Source organism: Bacteroides sp. GM023, from assembly GCF_014750685.1.
GTDB lineage: Bacteria > Bacteroidota > Bacteroidia > Bacteroidales > Bacteroidaceae > Bacteroides.
Genome location: NZ_JAAXGE010000014.1, coordinates 1 through 18596, shown reverse-complemented (window position 1 = coordinate 18596; position 18596 = coordinate 1). Strand labels below are relative to the sequence as shown.

Sequence of the window (18596 nt, the reverse complement as noted above, 5' to 3'; positions counted from 1 at the left end):
ATTTGCAAACCAAAGGAGGGTTTATATTGTTGTAGTAATCAGAATACGACCTTAATAACTCCTTTCGGTTAATTTCCGGGAAGTTCCGGTTAAATCAAGTTAATGCATTAGGAGTGTTAATTAGGGAGTGTTAATTTTGTTGCTATGAAGAAGTCAACAATTTGGATATTAGGTATTGTAATGGGGCTTTCTTTCCTCAGTTTGCTGTATTTACAGGTCAGTTATATAGAGGAAATGATGAAAACCCGGAAGGAACAGTTTGATTCGGCTGTACGCAATAGCCTGGATCAAGTTTCTAAGGATGTAGAATATGCAGAAACGCAACGTTGGTTAATTGAAGATGTTTCTGATGCTGAACGGAAAGCTTTGATTGAAAACAACGCTTCATTGCAGCAGAATGATTTAGTTCAGCAGACGCAGCGGTTTACGATGAAGTCTAAAGATGGAAAGGTATATACGGATTTTGAACTGAAAGTGATGACTACCAAACCATCCGAACTACCGAAAGCGATGATTTCTCCTTACAGGGGAACCAAAACGATCCCGGAAACCTCGCGTTCGTTGATAGAGGCTATCAAAAACCGATATATGTATCAGCGTGAATTGCTGAATGAAGTGGTTTGGCAGATGATTTATCGGGCAAGTGACAAGTCTATTGGAGACAGGGTAAGGTTTGGAGACTTGAACGGTTATCTGAAATCGAACCTATATAATAATGGTATAGACTTACCTTTTCACTTTATGGTGATTGATAAGGACGGACGGGAAGTCTACCGTTGTGCGGATTATGACGGAAAGGGGAGTGATGAATTCTATCAGCAGGCATTGTTCAAGAACGATCCACCTGCCAAGATGAGTGTACTGAAAGTGCATTTTCCGGGAAGAAGAGACTATCTTTTTGATTCGATCAGCTTCATGATTCCGTCGTTGATATTTACGATGGTACTGTTAGTGACATTCATCTTTACGATTTATATCGTATTCCGTCAGAAGAAGCTGACAGAAATGAAGAATGACTTCATCAACAATATGACACACGAATTTAAAACACCGATATCCACCATTTCGTTGGCGGCACAGATGCTGAAAGACCCCGCGGTGGGAAAATCTCCGCAGATGTTCCAGCATATATCGGGAGTGATAAATGATGAAACCAAGCGCTTGCGCTTCCAGGTAGAGAAAGTACTCCAAATGTCGATGTTCGACCGTCAGAAGTCGACTTTGAAGATGAAGGAGATTGATGCGAATGAAATGATAACGGGAGTTATCAATACATTTACCCTGAAAGTGGAACGATATAATGGTAAGATAACATCGAACCTTGAGGCTACTGATCCTGTTATATTTGTAGATGAGATGCATATCACCAATGTAATCTTTAATCTGATGGACAACGCGGTGAAATATAAGAAACCGGAAGAGGATCTGGAACTGAAAGTGAGAACGTGGAATGAATCGGGTAAACTGATGATTTCGATACAAGATAACGGTATCGGCATCAAGAAGGAAAACCTGAAAAAGATATTTGAAAAGTTCTATCGTGTGCATACGGGTAATCTGCACGATGTGAAGGGCTTTGGACTGGGATTGGCTTATGTGAAGAAGATTATCGTCGAGCATAAGGGAACCATCCGGGCAGAAAGCGACCTGAACGTGGGAACTAAATTTATTATTGCATTACCTTTATTAAAAAATAATTGATATGGACGAGAAACTGCGTATTTTATTATGCGAGGATGACGAAAATCTTGGCATGCTTTTAAGAGAATATTTACAGGCAAAAGGTTATTCTGCTGAGTTATTTCCTGATGGCGAAGCCGGTTATAAGGCTTTCTTGAAGAATAAATATGACTTGTGCGTATTTGACGTAATGATGCCTAAGAAAGATGGCTTCACACTGGCACAGGATGTCCGTGCAGCAAATGCTGAAATTCCTATAATCTTCCTGACAGCTAAGACGCTGAAAGAAGATATCCTGGAAGGATTTAAGATTGGTGCGGATGATTATATCACCAAACCGTTCAGCATGGAAGAATTGACATTCAGAATTGAAGCAATCCTGAGACGTGTTCGCGGAAAGAAGAACAAAGAAAGTAATATCTATAAGATTGGTAAGTTTACTTTCGACACCCAAAAACAAATTCTGGCTTCGGAAGGCAAACAGACTAAGCTGACTACAAAAGAATCTGAATTGCTCGGATTGCTTTGCGCTCACGCTAACGAGATTCTGCAACGTGACTTTGCGTTGAAGACTATTTGGATTGACGATAACTATTTCAATGCCCGCAGCATGGACGTGTATATCACGAAACTGCGTAAGCACCTGAAAGAAGATGACTCTATCGAAATTATCAACATCCACGGAAAAGGCTATAAGCTGATTACGCCGGAAGTTGAATCTTAATGAGATTACATTCGATAACTACAAATAAAAAATCCCGGAAACATTCGTTTCCGGGATTTTTTATTGATTTCTACGAAATTAATCAGCGATCTTCTTATTGATAATGATATAAGAAATGAGTCCCAGTACTACCAGTACTACCGAGGTACCCAAGATGGCGTTGTTGTTTACATTACCTGTAAAGGAACAACCCAGCAGGATGACTACTCCGACCAAGATTAAGATCAATCCTAAGTTCTTTAATAAACTTTTCATGTGTGTGTATTTTAATAGATTATAATATTCCAGTCACAAATTAAAGCATAATTCTTTAACGGGCGAAATTATTTAAATAAAAAATCCATTATAAAGATAGGATTTAGTGGATTTTATGATTTAAAAGGCTGTTTCTCTGCTTAATCCTTCGTGTTGAAGAAAACCTTTTTCAATACTTCCTGTCCGATGCTTAGTTCTTCGAGCGTAATACCGTGAAGCGCTTCCTTCAAAGTCTGTCCGGCGATGATACGTGCTTTTTCTTCCAGCTCTTTTCCGTCTTTGGTGAGGTGGATGAGGTTGGTGCGGCGGTCTTTTTTATCAGAGATACGCACGACAAGATGCTGCCGTTCCATATTGTCAATCAAACGGGTCATGCTGGGCTTGTCCTTAAAAGTTGCATTACACAACTCTTGTTGCGTCACGCCGTCTTTTTCCCATAGGAAAATAAGTACAGTCCACTGCTCCGGGCTGATTTCCAGACCGTTCTGACGGAAGTTGCGGTACAGTTTCCGGTTGATTGCCGCAGAAACCTTACCATTCAATATGGCAAAAATAAGCCGGATGTCGAAGTTGAATTGCTCTATCATGAAATTATTGTTTAAACAACTTTGCAAAGGTAAGCCACTTCTTGGATAATTCCTACATTCGGATACAAAAAAAGATTAAATGTTTGTAGTTCAAAATAAATTGTCTAACTTTGCACCCGCATTTAAAAATCAAAGATTTATTTATTTAATTAAACGAAGTATGAATCAATACGAAACCGTTTTCATTTTAACTCCCGTTTTATCTGATGTTCAGATGAAGGAAGCGGTAGAGAAATTCAAAGGTATTCTTCAAGCTGAAGGTGCTGAGATTATCAATGAGGAAAACTGGGGACTGAAGAAATTGGCTTATCCAATTCAGAAGAAGTCTACAGGTTTTTATCAGTTGATTGAGTTCAATGCAGATCCTACTGTAATTGACAAGCTGGAAATAAACTTCCGTCGTGACGAACGTGTTATCCGTTTCTTGACTTTCAAGATGGATAAGTATGCTGCAGAATATGCTGCTAAAAGAAGAAGTGTTAAATCAAACAAAAAGGAGGATTAAATCATGGCACAACAGACTCAATCAGAAATCAGATATTTAACTCCGCCGTCAGTAGACGTTAAGAAGAAAAAATACTGCCGTTTCAAAAAGAGCGGTATTCGTTACATCGACTACAAAGATCCTGAATTCTTGAAGAAATTCTTGAATGAACAAGGAAAGATCCTTCCGCGTCGTATCACAGGTACTTCTTTGAAGTTCCAACGTCGTATCGCGCAGGCTGTGAAGAGAGCTCGTCACTTGGCATTACTGCCTTATGTAACTGACATGATGAAATAAGAAGGAGGAAAAGTATGGAAATTATTTTAAAAGAAGACGTAGTAAACTTGGGATATAAGAACGATATCGTAAACGTGAAATCCGGATACGGTCGTAATTATCTGATCCCGACTGGAAAAGCTGTTATTGCTTCTCCTTCTGCAAAGAAAATGTTGGCTGAAGAACTGAAACAACGCGCTCACAAACTTGAGAAAATCAAGAAAGATGCTGAAGCTGCTGCTGCTAAGTTGGAAGGCGTAACTTTGACTATTGCAACTAAAGTTAGCTCAACTGGTACTATCTTCGGTTCTGTTGGTAACATTCAGATCGCTGAAGCATTGACTAAGCTGGGGCACGAAATCGACAGAAAACTCATCGTTGTAAAAGACGCTGTGAAAGAAGTTGGTAACTACAAGGCGATAGTTAAACTTCATAAGGAAGTTTCGGTAGAAATTCCTTTCGAGGTAGTTGCTGAATAAGAGCAAATTTACTTCAATATATGAAAAGCGATTTGTTCTTAATGAATGAATCGCTTTTTTCTTTCCCTTGCTATACTAATAATATGAAAATCGGACGTTGTTTAATAAAGAAGGGATTCCTATTGCTGCTAATTGCCTTGGGCGTTGGTAGTGGCACTCTTTATGCGAACAACGATTTGAAATTATTGACCGATTCTTTACGCCGGATGATAGATGAAAAACCTGTCTATATTCATAAGAAAGAGGTGCGGATTAATCGGATTAAAAGTAAATTGAAGGCTGCTAACTTAACTCCGGAGCAGGAATACAAAATAAACCTTCAACTGTATTATGAGTATAAAAAGTTTGTTGTAGACTCTGCCATCCATTATGTAGACCGGAATATTGAGATTGCCCGTAAGATGGATAAGGCTTATCTGAAGTATGAGTCGTCTTTACAACTTAGTCTTCTCTATTCGATGTGTGGAAGATACAGGGATGCGGAGCTTATCCTTGAAAATATAAAAAGAACGGAACTTCCCCGTGAACTACTCCCTGTTTATTATGAAACCTATTCCCGATTTTGGGAATATTACTCTATCTCTGCTACCAACAATCGGTATGGAAAGCAGCGGGCTGCTTATCAGGATTCACTGTTAGCTCTGCTGGATCATAATTCTTTTGACTATAAACTCTCCAGGGGATATTATTACAGTTGGCGGGACTCCATTAAAGCCAAAAAGATACTTCGGGAACTGCTGGAAACAGAAGAGGCGGGTTCTCCTAATTATGCTATGATCACTCATGCATGTGCCGGATTGTGCAGGTATATGAAACGGCCGGATGAAGTGAAGAAGTGTTATATGTTGTCTGCTATTGCGGATATTCAAAATGCTACGCGTGAAACAGCTTCTTTGCAGGCATTGGCATTGATACAATACGAAGAAAAGAATTTGGCGGATGCTTTTAAGTTTACGCAGTCGGCTATTGACGACGTGGTTTCTTCGGGTATTCATTTCCGTGCCATGGAAATTTATAAGTTCTATTCGATTATCAATTCCGCTTATCAGACGGAACAGGCCAAGTCAAGATCAAATCTAGTGACTTTCCTTGTCTCGACCAGTGTTATTCTTTTCCTTCTACTCTTGCTGGTGGTATGTATTTATGTTCAGATGAGGAAGATTCTAAAGATAAAGCGTGCGTTAGTGCAAAGTAATGAGAAACTTCTGCGATTGAATGACAAGCTGAATCATATGAATAGTCAGTTGAACGATAAGAATAACCAGCTGTTTGAGACTAATAATATAAAGGAGCAGTATATCGCTGAGTTTTTCGATGTTTGTTTTAGCTATATCAGTAAAATGGAGAAATTTCAAAATGTGCTGTATAAGTATGCTATCAACAGATATTATGATGAATTAATTAAGAAGTTGAAGTCGCCTGCGCTTATCGACAGTGAACTTACCGCTTTATACACCCGTTTCGATACGGTATTCCTGGGTTTATATCCGACTTTCGTTTCTGATTTTAATGCTTTGCTGAAAGATGAGGAGAAGATTATCCTGAAACCGGATGCGCTTTTGAACCGGGAACTTCGCATTTATGCCCTCTTGCGTTTGGGGATTACGGACAGCGGAAAGATTGCTAATTTCCTTCGTTGCTCTACAAGTACGGTGTACAACTATCGCACGAAAATGAGAAATAAAGCGGCAGTAGACAGAGACGAATTTGAGAATGAAATTATGAAAATAAGTTCAACTCAAGAGAAATAGTTGCCATTATAAAGAAAAAACGATTCCAAATCATCTACATTTTTTAGGTCTTGTGAAAGTGTTAAATATCTTATTATTAGATGTTTAATTTATTTTAATATCTACATAAATTAGTGTAAGCCGAATAAAACGTTGTTTATTTGGCTAGTTTTGCATTATCGGTTTCCGATTCATCTACCCGATGACGGTGATTGATAACCTATCTATTTATTGTACTTAAATTCACTATGTTTTATGGACACGCAATCTGCAGTAGACACAAAAGTTAAGGTCGGTATAATCGGTTTCGGTAGAATGGGAAGATTCTATTGGGAAGCGATGCGGAAAAGTGGGCGATGGAATATTGCTTATATTTGTGATACCGATCCGGAATCACGTCAATTAGCTAAAGAATTATCTCTGGAATCTCTTATAGTAGAAAATAATCAATGTATTTTTGAGGACGAAAGTGTGCAAGTTGTCGGACTTTTCACTTTGGCAGACTCACGAATGGAACAGATTGAAAAAGCCATTCGCTACGGAAAACATATCATTTCTGAAAAACCAGTTGCAGATACGATGGAGAATGAGTGGAAGGTCGTGGAAATGACGGAAAACTCAAATCTTATTTCTACCGTGAACCTATATCTGCGAAATTCCTGGTATCATAATCAGATGAAGGAATATATCCAAAAGGGAGAAATAGGGGAGTTGGCCATCATCCGTATCTGTCATATGACTCCCGGACTGGCGCCGGGCGAAGGTCACGAATATGAAGGACCTGCTTTCCATGATTGTGGAATGCACTATGTAGACATTGCCCGCTGGTATGCCGGATGCGATTACCGGACCTGGAATGCGCAGGGAGTGAATATGTGGAATTATAAAGATCCCTGGTGGGTGCAATGCCACGGTACTTTTCAGAATGGCGTAGTCTTTGATATTACCCAAGGATTTGTTTATGGACAATTGTCTAAAGATCAGACACATAATTCATACGTAGATATAATCGGAACGAAAGGGGTGGTGCGCATGACGCATGACTTCAATACCGCTGTGGTCGATCTGCACGGGGTGAATCAGACACTTCGGGTGGAGCAGCCTTTCGGTGGCAAGAATATCGACGTATTATGTGACTTGTTTGCTGATTCGGTAGTGACCGGACAACGTAGTCCCCGCCTGCCGCTAATGCGTGATTCGGCCATTGCGTCTGAGTATGCATGGACATTCCTGAAAGATACACGTACACATGATCTGCCGGCTATCGGTAATCTGCGCACGCTGGAACAAATTCGTGAAAGAAGAAGAAATATGAAAAATGGATATGGGTTGCTACATAGTAATCTTCCACAAATAACGAACCCTTAAAACAGATAATTATGTCAGACATTTCGAGGAGAGACTTTCTCAAAACGGGCGCTATGGCTTTGGCAGGCATTACCATTGCTCCGAGTTCTATTTTAGGTATGAGTCACGGTCATGTGGCTCCCAGTGATAAATTGAATCTTGCAGCCGTGGGTATTGGTGGCATGGGACATGCCAATATTAATAAAGTGAAGGGCACTGAAAACATTGTGGCTCTTTGCGATGTGGACTGGAGATATGCAAAAGGTGTGTTTGACGAATTCCCGAAAGCAAAGAAATATTGGGACTATCGTAAGATGTACGATGAAATGGGTAAATCTATCGACGGGGTGATTATTGCTACTGCCGACCATACTCATGCTATTATCACCGCTGATGCGATGACAATGGGCAAGCACGTATTCTGTCAGAAACCGTTGACTCACTCGGTTTATGAATCACGTTTGCTGACTAACCTGGCTGCTTCGACCGGTGTTGTTACTCAGATGGGTAATCAGGGAGCATCCGACGAAGGTACGGATTTGGTTTGCGAATGGATATGGAATGGCGAAATCGGTGAAGTGACTAAGGTGGAATGTGCTACCGACCGTCCTATCTGGCCGCAAGGATTGAATGCTCCTGAAAAGGCAGACCGTATCCCTAGTACATTGAATTGGGATTTGTTTACCGGCCCGGCTAAGTTGAATCCGTATAATGAAATTTATCATCCTTGGAACTGGCGCGGATGGTGGGATTATGGAACAGGCGCATTGGGTGACATGGCTTGTCATATCCTGCATCAACCGTTCAGAGCTTTGAAACTGGGCTATCCTACTAAGGTGGAAGGTTCTTCTACTCTGTTGCTGAGTGCTTGTGCTCCGCAGGCGCAGCATGTGAAAATGATTTTCCCTGCCCGTGATAATATGCCGAAAGTGGCGTTGCCGGAAGTTGAAATCCATTGGTATGATGGCGGTATGATGCCCGAACGTCCGAAAGGATTCCCACAAGGTAAACAATTGATGCAGAGTGGTGGTGGTTTGACTATTTTCCACGGAACGAAAGATACTTTGATTTGCGGATGTTATGGACAGAATCCTTGGCTGCTTTCCGGTCGTAAACCTAATGCTCCGAAAGTTTGCCGTCGTGTGCCGAATGCTATGAATGGCGGCCATGAAATGGACTGGGTGCGCGCTTGTAAAGAAGATAAGTCAAATCGTGTCATGACTAAATCTGATTTCTCAGAAGCAGGACCGATGAATGAAATGGTGGTAATGGGAGTATTGGCTATCCGCCTGCAAGCTCTGAACAAGACTTTGGAATGGGATGGCGCTAATATGTGTTTTACCAACATTGGTGATAACGAAACTATCAGAACTTGTATAAAAGATGGCTTTAAGATTCATAACGGTCATCCTACTTTTGATAAGACTTGGACAGAACCGGTGAACGCGAAACAATTCGCTGCCGAACTGGTGAAACATAACTATCGTGAAGGCTGGAGACTGCCTGATATGCCGAGATAAGAAGAATATCTTAATCAAATAACAGAATAATATCATGAAAAAAGTATTTTATCCTTTGGCTTGTTGCCTGGTTGCGGGAGTTTTCACTTCTTGTGGCGGTCAGAAAGCCGGAAATGCTCAAGGCGAGCAGACATCAGACAAGGTTGCATTGTCTTATTCTAAATCATTGAAAGCAGTGGAAGCAGACAGCTTGAATTTACCTATTGATAAGGATGGTTACATCACTATCTTTGACGGTGAAACGTTTAACGGATGGCGTGGTTATGGTAAGGACCGTGTTCCTTCCAAGTGGACAATTGAAGATGGCTGCATCAAATTCAACGGAACCGGTGGCGGTGAAGCGCAGGACGGTGACGGTGGCGACCTGATTTTTGCTCACAAGTTTAAAAATTTCGAACTGGAACTGGAATGGAAAGTTGCTAAAGGCAGCAATTCAGGTATCTTGTATCTAGCTCAGGAAATTACTTCTAAAGATAAAGATGGTAACGACGTGCTCGAACCTATTTATATCTCTGCACCCGAATATCAAATATTGGACAATGCCAATCATCCGGATGCTAAATTGGGTAAGGATAACAATCGTCAGTCAGCTTCTCTGTATGACATGATTCCGGCAGTTCCTCAAAACTCTAAACCGTTCGGTGAATGGAACAAGGCAAAGGTTATGGTTTATAAAGGCACGGTTGTTCATGGACAAAACGATGAAAACGTATTGGAATATCACCTGTGGACAAAACAGTGGACAGATATGTTGCAGGCAAGCAAGTTTAGCGAAGAAAAATGGCCTTTGGCATTTGAATTGCTGAACAATTGCGGTGGCGAAAACCACGAAGGATTTATCGGATTCCAAGATCACGGTGATGATGTTTGGTTCCGCAATATCCGCGTGAAGATTTTAGACTAACTTCACTAACTAACCACAGCTTTCACAGGTAAATGAGGATTTGTTTATTTGTGGAAGCTGTATATTTTATAATCCCTGATATCTATTATATGAGAACCCGAATGTATTTATGTGCCTTGGCTGTTCTTCTCATGATTCCGGTTGCGATGACCGCACAGACGAAGAAAAAAGCTAAAAAGGCAAAGAAAGAAGTAGCTATTCAGCTCTATTCTGTTAGAGATATATTGAATAAGGTGGACAATAAGGACGGTAAATGTGATCCGGCTTATACTGCTATTCTCGAGAAATTGGCAAAAATGGGTTATACCGGTGTTGAAGCGGCCAATTATAATAATGGAAAATTTTACGATAGAACTCCCCAGCAATTCAAGAAAGATGTCGAATCGACAGGAATGAAAGTCTTGTCCTCGCATTGCACACGTGGATTGTCGAAGGAAGAACTGGCTTCCGGTGATTATTCAAAATCACTTGAATGGTGGGAACAGTGTATTGCAGACCATAAGGCAGCAGGTATGAAATATATCGTAGCTCCCTGGATGGATGTTCCTAAAACACTGAAAGACCTGGAAACTTACTGTGCTTATTACAATGAAATAGGCAAACGTTGTAAGCAACAAGGCTTGCAGTTTGGCTACCATAATCATGCTCATGAATTCCAAAAAGTGGAAGGTAGTGTGATGTATGACTATATGCTGGAACATACGAATCCCGAATACGTTTTCTTCCAAATGGATGTTTACTGGGTGGTTCGCGGACAAAACAGTCCGGTAGATTATTTTAATAAATATCCGGGCAGATTCAAGATATTCCATATCAAAGACCACAGGGAAATCGGTCAGAGCGGAATGGTAGGTTTCGATGCTATCTTTAATAATGCAAAGACGGCAGGTGTAAACTATCTTGTTGCTGAAATCGAGAAATATAGTATCCCGGTAGAGGAGAGTGTGGAAGTGAGCCTGGATTACTTATTGGACGCTCCTTTTGTGAAAAGCTCCTATTCCAAATAGTATAAACAGCTTGAGATAAGGCATAAAAAAAAGTCTGTGCATGCTTTGTGCATGTCAGACTTTCAATTCTCTCTAGGCTGTTACTGAATTATTCAGCTACAGTTTCAGTTACTTCTACTGCAACGCTATCAGTTGTTGTAGTATCTGCTGCTGCTTGTTCTGCTTCAAGAGCTGCTGCTTCTACTGCTGCGATTGAGTCAGCGATACGGATAGAATCTGCAGTTGCTTTTGCTGCGTCAGCTGCTTTGTTACCACATGATGCGAATGATACTGCTACGATAGCTACGGCCATCAAAACTAATTTTTTCATTTTCTTTGCTTTTTAAAAACGTAATACAATCAATTGCTTTATTAAAACGATGCAAAGGTATGTACTTTTTCAATATGTTGTTCTCGAAAAGCCAACTTTTTTTATAGTTTTTTTGGTAACTAGCCCTTTTCTTACTCTTTCCCTATGTTTTAGAACATATTAATCGACAGCTATACTGTTATATAGGTATCTTTTGATGCTTCTTTTCGGCGTTTTTTCAAATTCCGTGGGGTAGAGTTGTATCTTGCTGATTTTCTCGTAAGCGGCTACATTAGCGTTCAGATTCTTAAGATTCTCGACCATGATTGTTTTCAGGTTATCCGGGTTGTTCAGTCCGAGTGAATCCAGTGCTTCGTAATCTGCGTAGACAAGGGCTACCAGCTTCTTGTTGCGCTCGATGACGATGCTTTCGAGAACGAACGGCAGGTTGTTGAGCTTCGTTTCCAACTCTTCCGGGAAGATATTCTGTCCGCTTGAACTCAAAATCATCGTCTTGAGGCGTCCGCGAATGAAAATATTGCCGTTGGCATCCATTGTTCCGAGGTCTCCGGTGCGCAGCCAGCCGTCTTCGGTGAATACTTCCTGTGTGGCTTCCGGATTCTTGTAATAGCCTACCATTGTATTCTCACCGCGTACCTGTATTTCTCCCACTTCCGATTCCGGGTTTTCCTTGTAGATACGGGCTTCCATAATATCCAGTATCTTTCCCGAGGAACCCAGTACAAATTCATTCCACGGGGCATAGCTAATAAGCGGACCACATTCTGTCATTCCATAACCGATGGTGAAAGGGAATTTGATTTTGTAGAAAAACTCTTCCACTTCCTTATCCATGGCGGCACCACCGATGATAATCTCCTTGAAACGACCACCCAGTGCATCGATCAGCCGTTTGCGTATCTGATTATAAATCTGCGTGTCGAGCAAAGGGATATTAAGCGCCCATTTCATCCCTTTCTTATTAATAAGGGGTTGGATGATATTCTTATATATCTTCTCGATCACGAGTGGTACGGTGATAATCAGGTTGGGTTTCACTTCCTCAAAAGCCTTCATAATGATTTTGGGTGAAGGAGTTTTTCCAAGCAGGGTGACATGCGTGCCGACGGCTGTTGCTGTCAGAAAGTCGAATGCGCAACCATAGGCATGGGCAAGCGGAAGGAAAGAGAGTACTTTATCTCCCTTTTTGAGCAACTCGGTGCGAATACCGAAAGTGACGTTGCCGGCAAGACTGTTACCGGTTAGCATGACTCCCTTGCTGAAGCCGGTAGTACCGGAAGTATAGTTCAGGAGCATTACTTTATCGTTAGACAGGGTAGTGTACTGCACATCTTCGCGGGTAAATCCTTTCGGATAGCAAGAATGCATCTCCTTATCGGTATTCTTCAAAAACTTCTGTATTGTCTCTCCGTCGCGCTGATACAGGCAACGGAAATCGGTCAGTGAGAAGACTCCCCTTAATCCCTGCAATTTCTCTTCTTCCAAGTTATCCCAAATACTGTCGCTTGTGAACAGGAAGACAGATTCGGAATGATTGACGATATGATGAACATCATTGGGAGTAAAGTCCTGAAGGATAGGCACAACGATTGCGCCATATGTGATAGTTGCCATATAGGCGATGCACCAATGCGCATTATTTTTGCCGATAACTGATATCTTATCTCCTCTGCGAAGGCTACAATGCTTGAATAACAAGTGTAAACGGGCGATTTCTTCAGCTACCTGTCCGTACGTATATTGGGTATTTTCTCCATAATCAGTATAACAAGGTAAATCCCAATTCTCACGAAAACTATTTTCGTATAGTTTAATGAAATTCTCTTTAATCATTGCACGTTTTTTAGTGAATTGTGCAAAAATAGGAATAAACTTTCGTATCCAAAAGGGTTTTACTAATAATAATGTGTAACTTTGCAAAGTTAATGCGTTTATAACAGCTTATGATAGATACCACTGTATTTCAAAATAAGACAGCCGTTTATTATACACTAGGCTGCAAATTAAATTTTTCAGAGACTTCGACTATTGGTAAAATACTGCGTGAGGCAGGTGTGCGGACTGTCCGTAAGGGTGAGAAAGCAGATATCTGTGTGGTGAATACTTGCTCGGTGACTGAGATGGCGGATAAGAAATGCCGGCAGGCCATTCATCGGTTGGTGAAGCAGCATCCCGGTGCTTTTGTGGTGGTGACCGGATGTTATGCTCAGTTGAAACCCGGCGATGTGGCAAAGATAGACGGAGTGGACGTAGTACTGGGAGCCGAACAGAAAGGCGAGTTGCTCCAATATTTGGGCGACTTGCAAAAATATGAAAAAGGCGAAGCCGTTACTACTGCAACCAAAGATATTCGTTCCTTTTCTCCTTCGTGTTCACGGGGTGACCGTACGCGCTTTTTCCTGAAAGTGCAGGACGGCTGTGATTACTTCTGTTCTTATTGCACCATTCCTTTTGCCCGCGGGCGGAGTCGTAACGGAACCATTGCTTCTATGGTGGAGCAGGCAAAGAGTGCCGCTGCCGAAGGCGGAAAAGAAATCGTCCTGACCGGAGTAAATATCGGAGATTTCGGCAAGACAACGGGAGAAACTTTCTTTGACCTGGTGAAAGCACTGGATGAAGTGGAAGGAATCGAACGTTACCGTATATCTTCTATCGAACCCAACCTGTTGACGGATGAAATCATCGAATTTGTATCTCACTCCCAACGCTTTATGCCCCATTTCCATGTTCCTTTGCAATCGGGATGTGACGAAGTATTGAAATTAATGCGCCGCCGCTATGATACCGCTCTCTTTGCTTCGAAAGTGAAGAAGATAAAAGAGGTGATGCCGGACGCTTTTATCGGCGTGGATGTGATTGTGGGAACTCGTGGCGAGACGGCGGAATATTTCGAGCAAGCCTATCAGTTCATTGCCGGATTGGATGTGACACAACTGCATGTGTTCAGCTACTCCGAACGTCCGGGAACACAGGCGCTTAAGATAGACTATGTCGTTTCACCTGAAGAAAAGCATCAGCGCAGCCAACGGTTGTTGACGCTTTCGGATGAAAAGACGCAGGCTTTTTATGCCCGTCATATCGGACAAACCATGCCGGTGCTGATGGAGAAATCGAAAGCAGGCACTCCGATGCATGGATTTACGGAAAACTATATCCGTGTGGAAGTGGATAGTGACAACTCGCTCGACAATCAGGTAGTCAATGTACGTTTGGGAGAATTTAACGAAGATAAGACAGCCTTAAAAGGTACAATTCTGATATAAGTATGAAATCAAAACTTATCTATTGGCTCGTATCTACGGGGATGTGGCTCTTTTCAGCCCTTCCGTTCAGAATATTGTATATACTTTCGGATTTCAATTATCTGTTGATGTACCGTGTGGGAAAATATCGCCGGAAAGTCGTACGAGGGAACTTGAAGAGGTCATTCCCGGAAAAGACGGATGCGGAAAGATTACAGATAGAACGCAAATTTTATCGTTACCTTTCGGATTATATGCTGGAAGATTTGAAGTTGCTGCATATGTCTGCCGAAGACCTTTGCAAAAGGATGACTTATAAGAATACGGAACAGTATTTGGAACTGACGGAAAAGTATGGCGGAATTATCGTGATGATTCCTCATTATGCCAATTATGAATGGCTGATAGGGATGGGGGCGATCATGAAGCCGGGAGATGTCCCCGTACAGGTGTATAAGCCTTTGAAAGATAAATATTTGGACGAACTGTTCAAACGTATCCGTTCCCGTTTTGGCGGATACAATATACCGAAACATTCTACTGCCCGCGAGATTATTAAATTGAAGCGTGAAGGCAAAAAGATGGTGGTTGGACTGATTACCGACCAGTGGCCTAGCGGTGATAGATATTGGACTACCTTCCTGGGACAGCAAACCGCTTTCCTGAATGGTGCGGAACGCATTGCCAAAATGATGAACTTCCCCGTTTTCTATTGTGAGCTGACGAAGAATCGCAGAGGATATTGCGAAGCCGAATTTAAATTGATGACGGAGACTCCCAAGGAAACAGCCGAGGGAGAGATAACCGAAATGTTTGCGCAGCGTTTGGAACAAACTCTTCGTAGAGAACCTGCCTACTGGCTGTGGTCGCATAAACGATGGAAATTTACTCCGGAAGAATGTGTGCGGAATGAACAGGAAGAACAGCTCAAGAGAAAAGAAGGAAAATGAAAGTATCGGTTGTCATTCTGAATTGGAACGGATGCGATATGCTTCGCACTTTCCTTCCGTCTGTCATTCGTTATTCGGAAGGAGAGGGGGTAGAGGTCTGTGTGGCGGACAATGGTTCTACAGATGATTCCGTGAATATGCTTCATCGGGAATTTCCTTCTGTCAGGACAATCTTGCTCGAACAGAATCATGGCTTTGCGGATGGATACAACTTGGCTTTGCAACAGGTAGACGCTGAATATGTGGTACTTCTGAACTCCGATGTGGAAGTGACGGAGCATTGGCTGAAACCGATGATTGCCTATTTGGATGCTCATCCGGAAGTTGCTGCTTGTCAGCCGAAGATACGGAGCCAGCGGCAAAAAGAATATTTTGAATATGCCGGAGCATCGGGTGGATTTATAGATAAGTACGGTTATCCTTTCTGTCGTGGTCGCATCATGGGAGTCGTTGAAAAAGACGAAGGTCAGTACGATACGATACTTCCCGTATTTTGGGCGACAGGGGCGGCTTTGTTTATCCGCCGTGCCGATTATCTGAATGTCGGCGGACTGGATGGACGTTTCTTTGCACATATGGAAGAGATTGACCTCTGCTGGCGACTCCGTTCCCGTGGACGTGAGATTGTTTGTATTCCTCAGAGTGTTGTCTATCATGTAGGCGGGGCTACCCTCAAAAAAGAGAATCCCCGTAAGACTTTTCTTAATTTCCGTAATAATCTTGTCATGCTCTATAAGAATCTTCCACAGGAAGAGTTAAATAAAGTGATGCGTATCCGGGCTTGTCTTGATTATGTAGCGGCACTTGTTTTTCTACTGAAAGGTGATGTAGATAATGCTCGTGCGGTGGTAAGTGCACGCAAGGAGTATAAGCAGATATGTCCGTCATTTTCTTCATCCCGTGAAGAGAATCAAAGAAAAAAAACTTTGAATCCGATTCCCGAACGAACAAAAAGTAGTATCTTGTGGCAGTTTTATGCGAGAGGATGCAAACGGTTCTCTCAATTGTCGGACTTAAAAGGATAACAAGATGGAAGCATCAAAAGTTAGAAGAGGTATCGGGCTGGTAGCGCACGATGCAATGAAAAAAGACCTCATCGAATGGGTACTGTGGAACTCAGAATTATTGATGGGGAATAAATTCTACTGTACAGGTACTACCGGTACATTGATATTGGAAGCATTGAAAGAGAAACATCCCGAACAGGAATGGGATTTTACGATTTTGAAATCCGGCCCTTTGGGTGGCGACCAGCAAATGGGGTCGCGTATTGTGGACGGACAGATTGATTATCTTTTCTTTTTCACTGACCCAATGACTTTGCAGCCGCATGATACGGATGTGAAGGCGTTAACCCGCCTGGCAGGTGTCGAAAATATCGTTTTCTGCTGTAACCGTTCAACGGCGGATCATATTATTTCCAGCCCGTTGTTTATGGATCCTGATTACGAACGTACTCATCCTGATTATTCCAGCTATACGAAACGTTTCCAGGATAAAACTGTGGTAACGGAGGCTGTGGAATCAGTGAACAAAAGAAAGAAGAAAAGAAAATAAGAGCACTTGTAGATTCATACTACAATCTATACTAATACTCTGTTGTTAGTCTCGCTCAAAATATTCTCTGATTTTTATACTACGGTATAGTCAGAATGAGGAGGATGTCAAAACCCTTATAAATTAAAAAAAAACACCCTCGCCACAGATATGAACTGCACCCCAAAAGTTGGACACAAAACTTTAGGAGTGCAGTTTTTTTATGCGACATTCATTTGAAGAAAAGCTCAATATCGTGAGCAAAGTTAAGAGCGGTCATCCGATAGGTTTCCTTGGCCGCACTTTTGGTATATGCCCGAAGGATATCCGTATGTGGGTTCGCCGTTATGATAAATATGGAGAATCTGGTTTATATAGAAAGAAAAATGCAAGTCTTTCTGGAGTAGAAAAGGAACAAACAGTACGCGAGTATCTTGAAAAAGGACTATCTTTGGCCAGTATTTCCAACAGCTATGACATTAGTGTAGATACGCTAAAGTCATGGATAAAAAAAGTCCGTTCGCAGGGTTATAGTGCTTTATATGAGCCTGATGGACGAGGACGAACTAAAGATTCAATGGCAAGACCGAAGAAAAAAACAGCATTGACAGAACTTGAGAAGCTACAGGTGGAGAATCTTCGCCTGCGAGCCGAGAACGCACTACTAAAAAAAGTGAAGGCCTTAGTCGAGGAAGAAGAAGCCCGGGCACGGCTCAATGGGCAAAAGCCATCGACGAACTAAGGCTGGAATATCCTCTCGATTTATTGCTTGAATTGAGAAAGATGGCTCGTTCGGTATTTTACTATCATCTTAATCGTACGAAAGTTACTGATAAATATAGTACTGAAGAAGATGAAATTAAAAAGATTTTTCATGAGCACAAAGGCCGTTATGGTTATCGTCGTGTGACAGCGGAAATGCATAATCGGAGCTATATAATCAACCATAAGACAGTTAAAAAACTAATGGAAAAACTCGGACTTAAAAGTCAAATTCGAAAGGTTCGTTACCGTTCTTATAAAGGAGAAGTGGGCAAAATTGCTCCTAATATTATCAATAGGGATTTTGTGGCGATAGCTCCCAACCGTAAATGGGCAACGGATGTAACCCAGATAAGCATTGGTTCAGAGAAGTTATATCTCTCTCCAATCCTTGATATGTTTAATGGAGAAATCATATCTTATAATATATCTAAAAGTCCCAATATGGAGCAGGTATATGATATGCTTGATAAAGCCTTTGCCCGTTTTGAACAACTTGACGGACTTATACTTCACTCCGATCAAGGATTTCAGTATCAGCACTTCAGTTACCAGAAACGACTTGAAGAGCAGGGCATAATACAAAGCATGTCCCGTAAAGGTAACTGTCTCGACAACGCAATGGCTGAGAATTTCTTCGGCATCATGAAATCGGAACTGCTCTATATAGAAAAGTTTGAATCAGCCGATAAATTCAGCAACGCGTTAGAAGAATATATAGAGTATTACAACAATAAAAGAATCAAAGCTAAGTTAAAAGGAAAGAGTCCGGTGCAATACCGAACTCTTTATAAAATAACTTA

19 protein-coding genes and 1 pseudogene are annotated in these 18596 nt (G+C 41.6%); 16 read left to right on the top strand and 4 right to left on the bottom strand.

The features are described 5' to 3' along the window. Positions 1 to 144: 144 nt before the first annotated feature. Both HC965_RS22730 and HC965_RS22725 read left to right on the top strand, forming a co-directional pair. Positions 145 to 1701, top strand: coding sequence for a sensor histidine kinase KdpD (locus HC965_RS22730; RefSeq protein WP_191033619.1), 1557 nt, complete (start codon positions 145 to 147; stop codon positions 1699 to 1701). Between the two features lies 1 nt (position 1702). Then, on the top strand, positions 1703 to 2404 hold the full coding sequence (locus HC965_RS22725; protein WP_024987200.1) for a response regulator transcription factor: 702 nt from the start codon (positions 1703 to 1705) through the stop codon (positions 2402 to 2404). A gap of 78 nt (positions 2405 to 2482) precedes the next feature. Here the strand turns inward: HC965_RS22725 and HC965_RS22720 are convergent, their stop codons facing one another. Together HC965_RS22720 and HC965_RS22715 are read right to left on the bottom strand one after the other, a co-directional pair. After that, the gene (locus HC965_RS22720) at positions 2483 to 2659 is read right to left on the bottom strand and encodes a hypothetical protein (protein WP_022140303.1); all 177 of its coding nucleotides are present in this window, start codon (positions 2657 to 2659) and stop codon (positions 2483 to 2485) included. A 140-nt stretch (positions 2660 to 2799) separates the two neighbouring features. Continuing rightward, entirely contained in the window at positions 2800 to 3246 is a 447-nt protein-coding gene (locus HC965_RS22715; RefSeq protein WP_005678715.1) for a MarR family winged helix-turn-helix transcriptional regulator, read from the bottom strand. Between the two features lie 160 nt (positions 3247 to 3406). On the opposite strand from HC965_RS22715, the gene rpsF reads away from it, so the two are divergent. From rpsF to HC965_RS22675, 8 genes are all read left to right on the top strand, one after another. Continuing rightward, a complete protein-coding gene (rpsF, locus tag HC965_RS22710; RefSeq protein WP_044656008.1) occupies positions 3407 to 3751 on the top strand; it encodes a 30S ribosomal protein S6 in 345 nt (114 codons plus the stop codon). A gap of 3 nt (positions 3752 to 3754) precedes the next feature. Continuing rightward, on the top strand, positions 3755 to 4027 hold the full coding sequence (gene rpsR / locus HC965_RS22705) for a 30S ribosomal protein S18 (protein ID WP_008759740.1): 273 nt from the start codon (positions 3755 to 3757) through the stop codon (positions 4025 to 4027). 14 nt (positions 4028 to 4041) lie between these two features. Further along, complete coding sequence (rplI, locus tag HC965_RS22700) at positions 4042 to 4485, top strand: 50S ribosomal protein L9 (protein ID WP_191033618.1); 444 nt, start codon at positions 4042 to 4044, stop codon at positions 4483 to 4485. 83 nt (positions 4486 to 4568) lie between these two features. Next, positions 4569 to 6236, top strand: coding sequence for a DUF6377 domain-containing protein (locus HC965_RS22695; protein ID WP_191033617.1), 1668 nt, complete (start codon positions 4569 to 4571; stop codon positions 6234 to 6236). 234 nt (positions 6237 to 6470) lie between these two features. Beyond that, on the top strand, positions 6471 to 7583 hold the full coding sequence (locus tag HC965_RS22690) for a Gfo/Idh/MocA family protein (RefSeq protein ID WP_191033616.1): 1113 nt from the start codon (positions 6471 to 6473) through the stop codon (positions 7581 to 7583). A gap of 11 nt (positions 7584 to 7594) precedes the next feature. After that, positions 7595 to 9082 (top strand): Gfo/Idh/MocA family oxidoreductase, encoded by a 1488-nt coding sequence (locus HC965_RS22685; protein ID WP_191033615.1) that lies wholly within the window; start codon positions 7595 to 7597, stop codon positions 9080 to 9082. 34 nt (positions 9083 to 9116) lie between these two features. Next, on the top strand, positions 9117 to 9986 hold the full coding sequence (locus tag HC965_RS22680; protein WP_191033614.1) for a DUF1080 domain-containing protein: 870 nt from the start codon (positions 9117 to 9119) through the stop codon (positions 9984 to 9986). Positions 9987 to 10075: 89 nt separating this feature from the next. Beyond that, the gene (locus tag HC965_RS22675) at positions 10076 to 10993 is read left to right on the top strand and encodes a sugar phosphate isomerase/epimerase (protein ID WP_191033613.1); all 918 of its coding nucleotides are present in this window, start codon (positions 10076 to 10078) and stop codon (positions 10991 to 10993) included. An 88-nt stretch (positions 10994 to 11081) separates the two neighbouring features. On the opposite strand, the gene HC965_RS22670 is transcribed toward HC965_RS22675, so the two are convergent. Together HC965_RS22670 and HC965_RS22665 are read right to left on the bottom strand one after the other, a co-directional pair. Then, positions 11082 to 11303, bottom strand: coding sequence for a hypothetical protein (locus HC965_RS22670; protein WP_022136938.1), 222 nt, complete (start codon positions 11301 to 11303; stop codon positions 11082 to 11084). Between the two features lie 159 nt (positions 11304 to 11462). Beyond that, positions 11463 to 13136 (bottom strand): long-chain fatty acid--CoA ligase, encoded by a 1674-nt coding sequence (locus HC965_RS22665; protein WP_191033612.1) that lies wholly within the window; start codon positions 13134 to 13136, stop codon positions 11463 to 11465. 110 nt (positions 13137 to 13246) lie between these two features. Here HC965_RS22665 and mtaB point away from each other — a divergent pair, with 110 nt between their 5' ends. From mtaB to HC965_RS22635, 6 genes and pseudogenes are all read left to right on the top strand, one after another. Beyond that, on the top strand, positions 13247 to 14566 hold the full coding sequence (gene mtaB, locus HC965_RS22660; RefSeq protein WP_191033611.1) for a tRNA (N(6)-L-threonylcarbamoyladenosine(37)-C(2))-methylthiotransferase MtaB: 1320 nt from the start codon (positions 13247 to 13249) through the stop codon (positions 14564 to 14566). A gap of 2 nt (positions 14567 to 14568) precedes the next feature. Next, entirely contained in the window at positions 14569 to 15495 is a 927-nt protein-coding gene (locus HC965_RS22655; protein WP_191033610.1) for a lysophospholipid acyltransferase family protein, read from the top strand. Then, complete coding sequence (locus HC965_RS22650; protein WP_191033609.1) at positions 15492 to 16520, top strand: glycosyltransferase family 2 protein; 1029 nt, start codon at positions 15492 to 15494, stop codon at positions 16518 to 16520. The genes HC965_RS22655 and HC965_RS22650 overlap by 4 nt, the downstream gene beginning before the upstream one ends. A 4-nt stretch (positions 16521 to 16524) precedes the next feature. Further along, on the top strand, positions 16525 to 17052 hold the full coding sequence (locus HC965_RS22645; protein ID WP_191033608.1) for a methylglyoxal synthase: 528 nt from the start codon (positions 16525 to 16527) through the stop codon (positions 17050 to 17052). Positions 17053 to 17254: 202 nt separating this feature from the next. Then, the gene (locus tag HC965_RS22640; RefSeq protein ID WP_191033607.1) at positions 17255 to 17773 is read left to right on the top strand and encodes a helix-turn-helix domain-containing protein; all 519 of its coding nucleotides are present in this window, start codon (positions 17255 to 17257) and stop codon (positions 17771 to 17773) included. Next, positions 17755 to 18596: pseudogene (locus HC965_RS22635) on the top strand (IS3 family transposase); the annotation flags it as partial. The gene HC965_RS22640 and the pseudogene HC965_RS22635, both read left to right, overlap by 19 nt.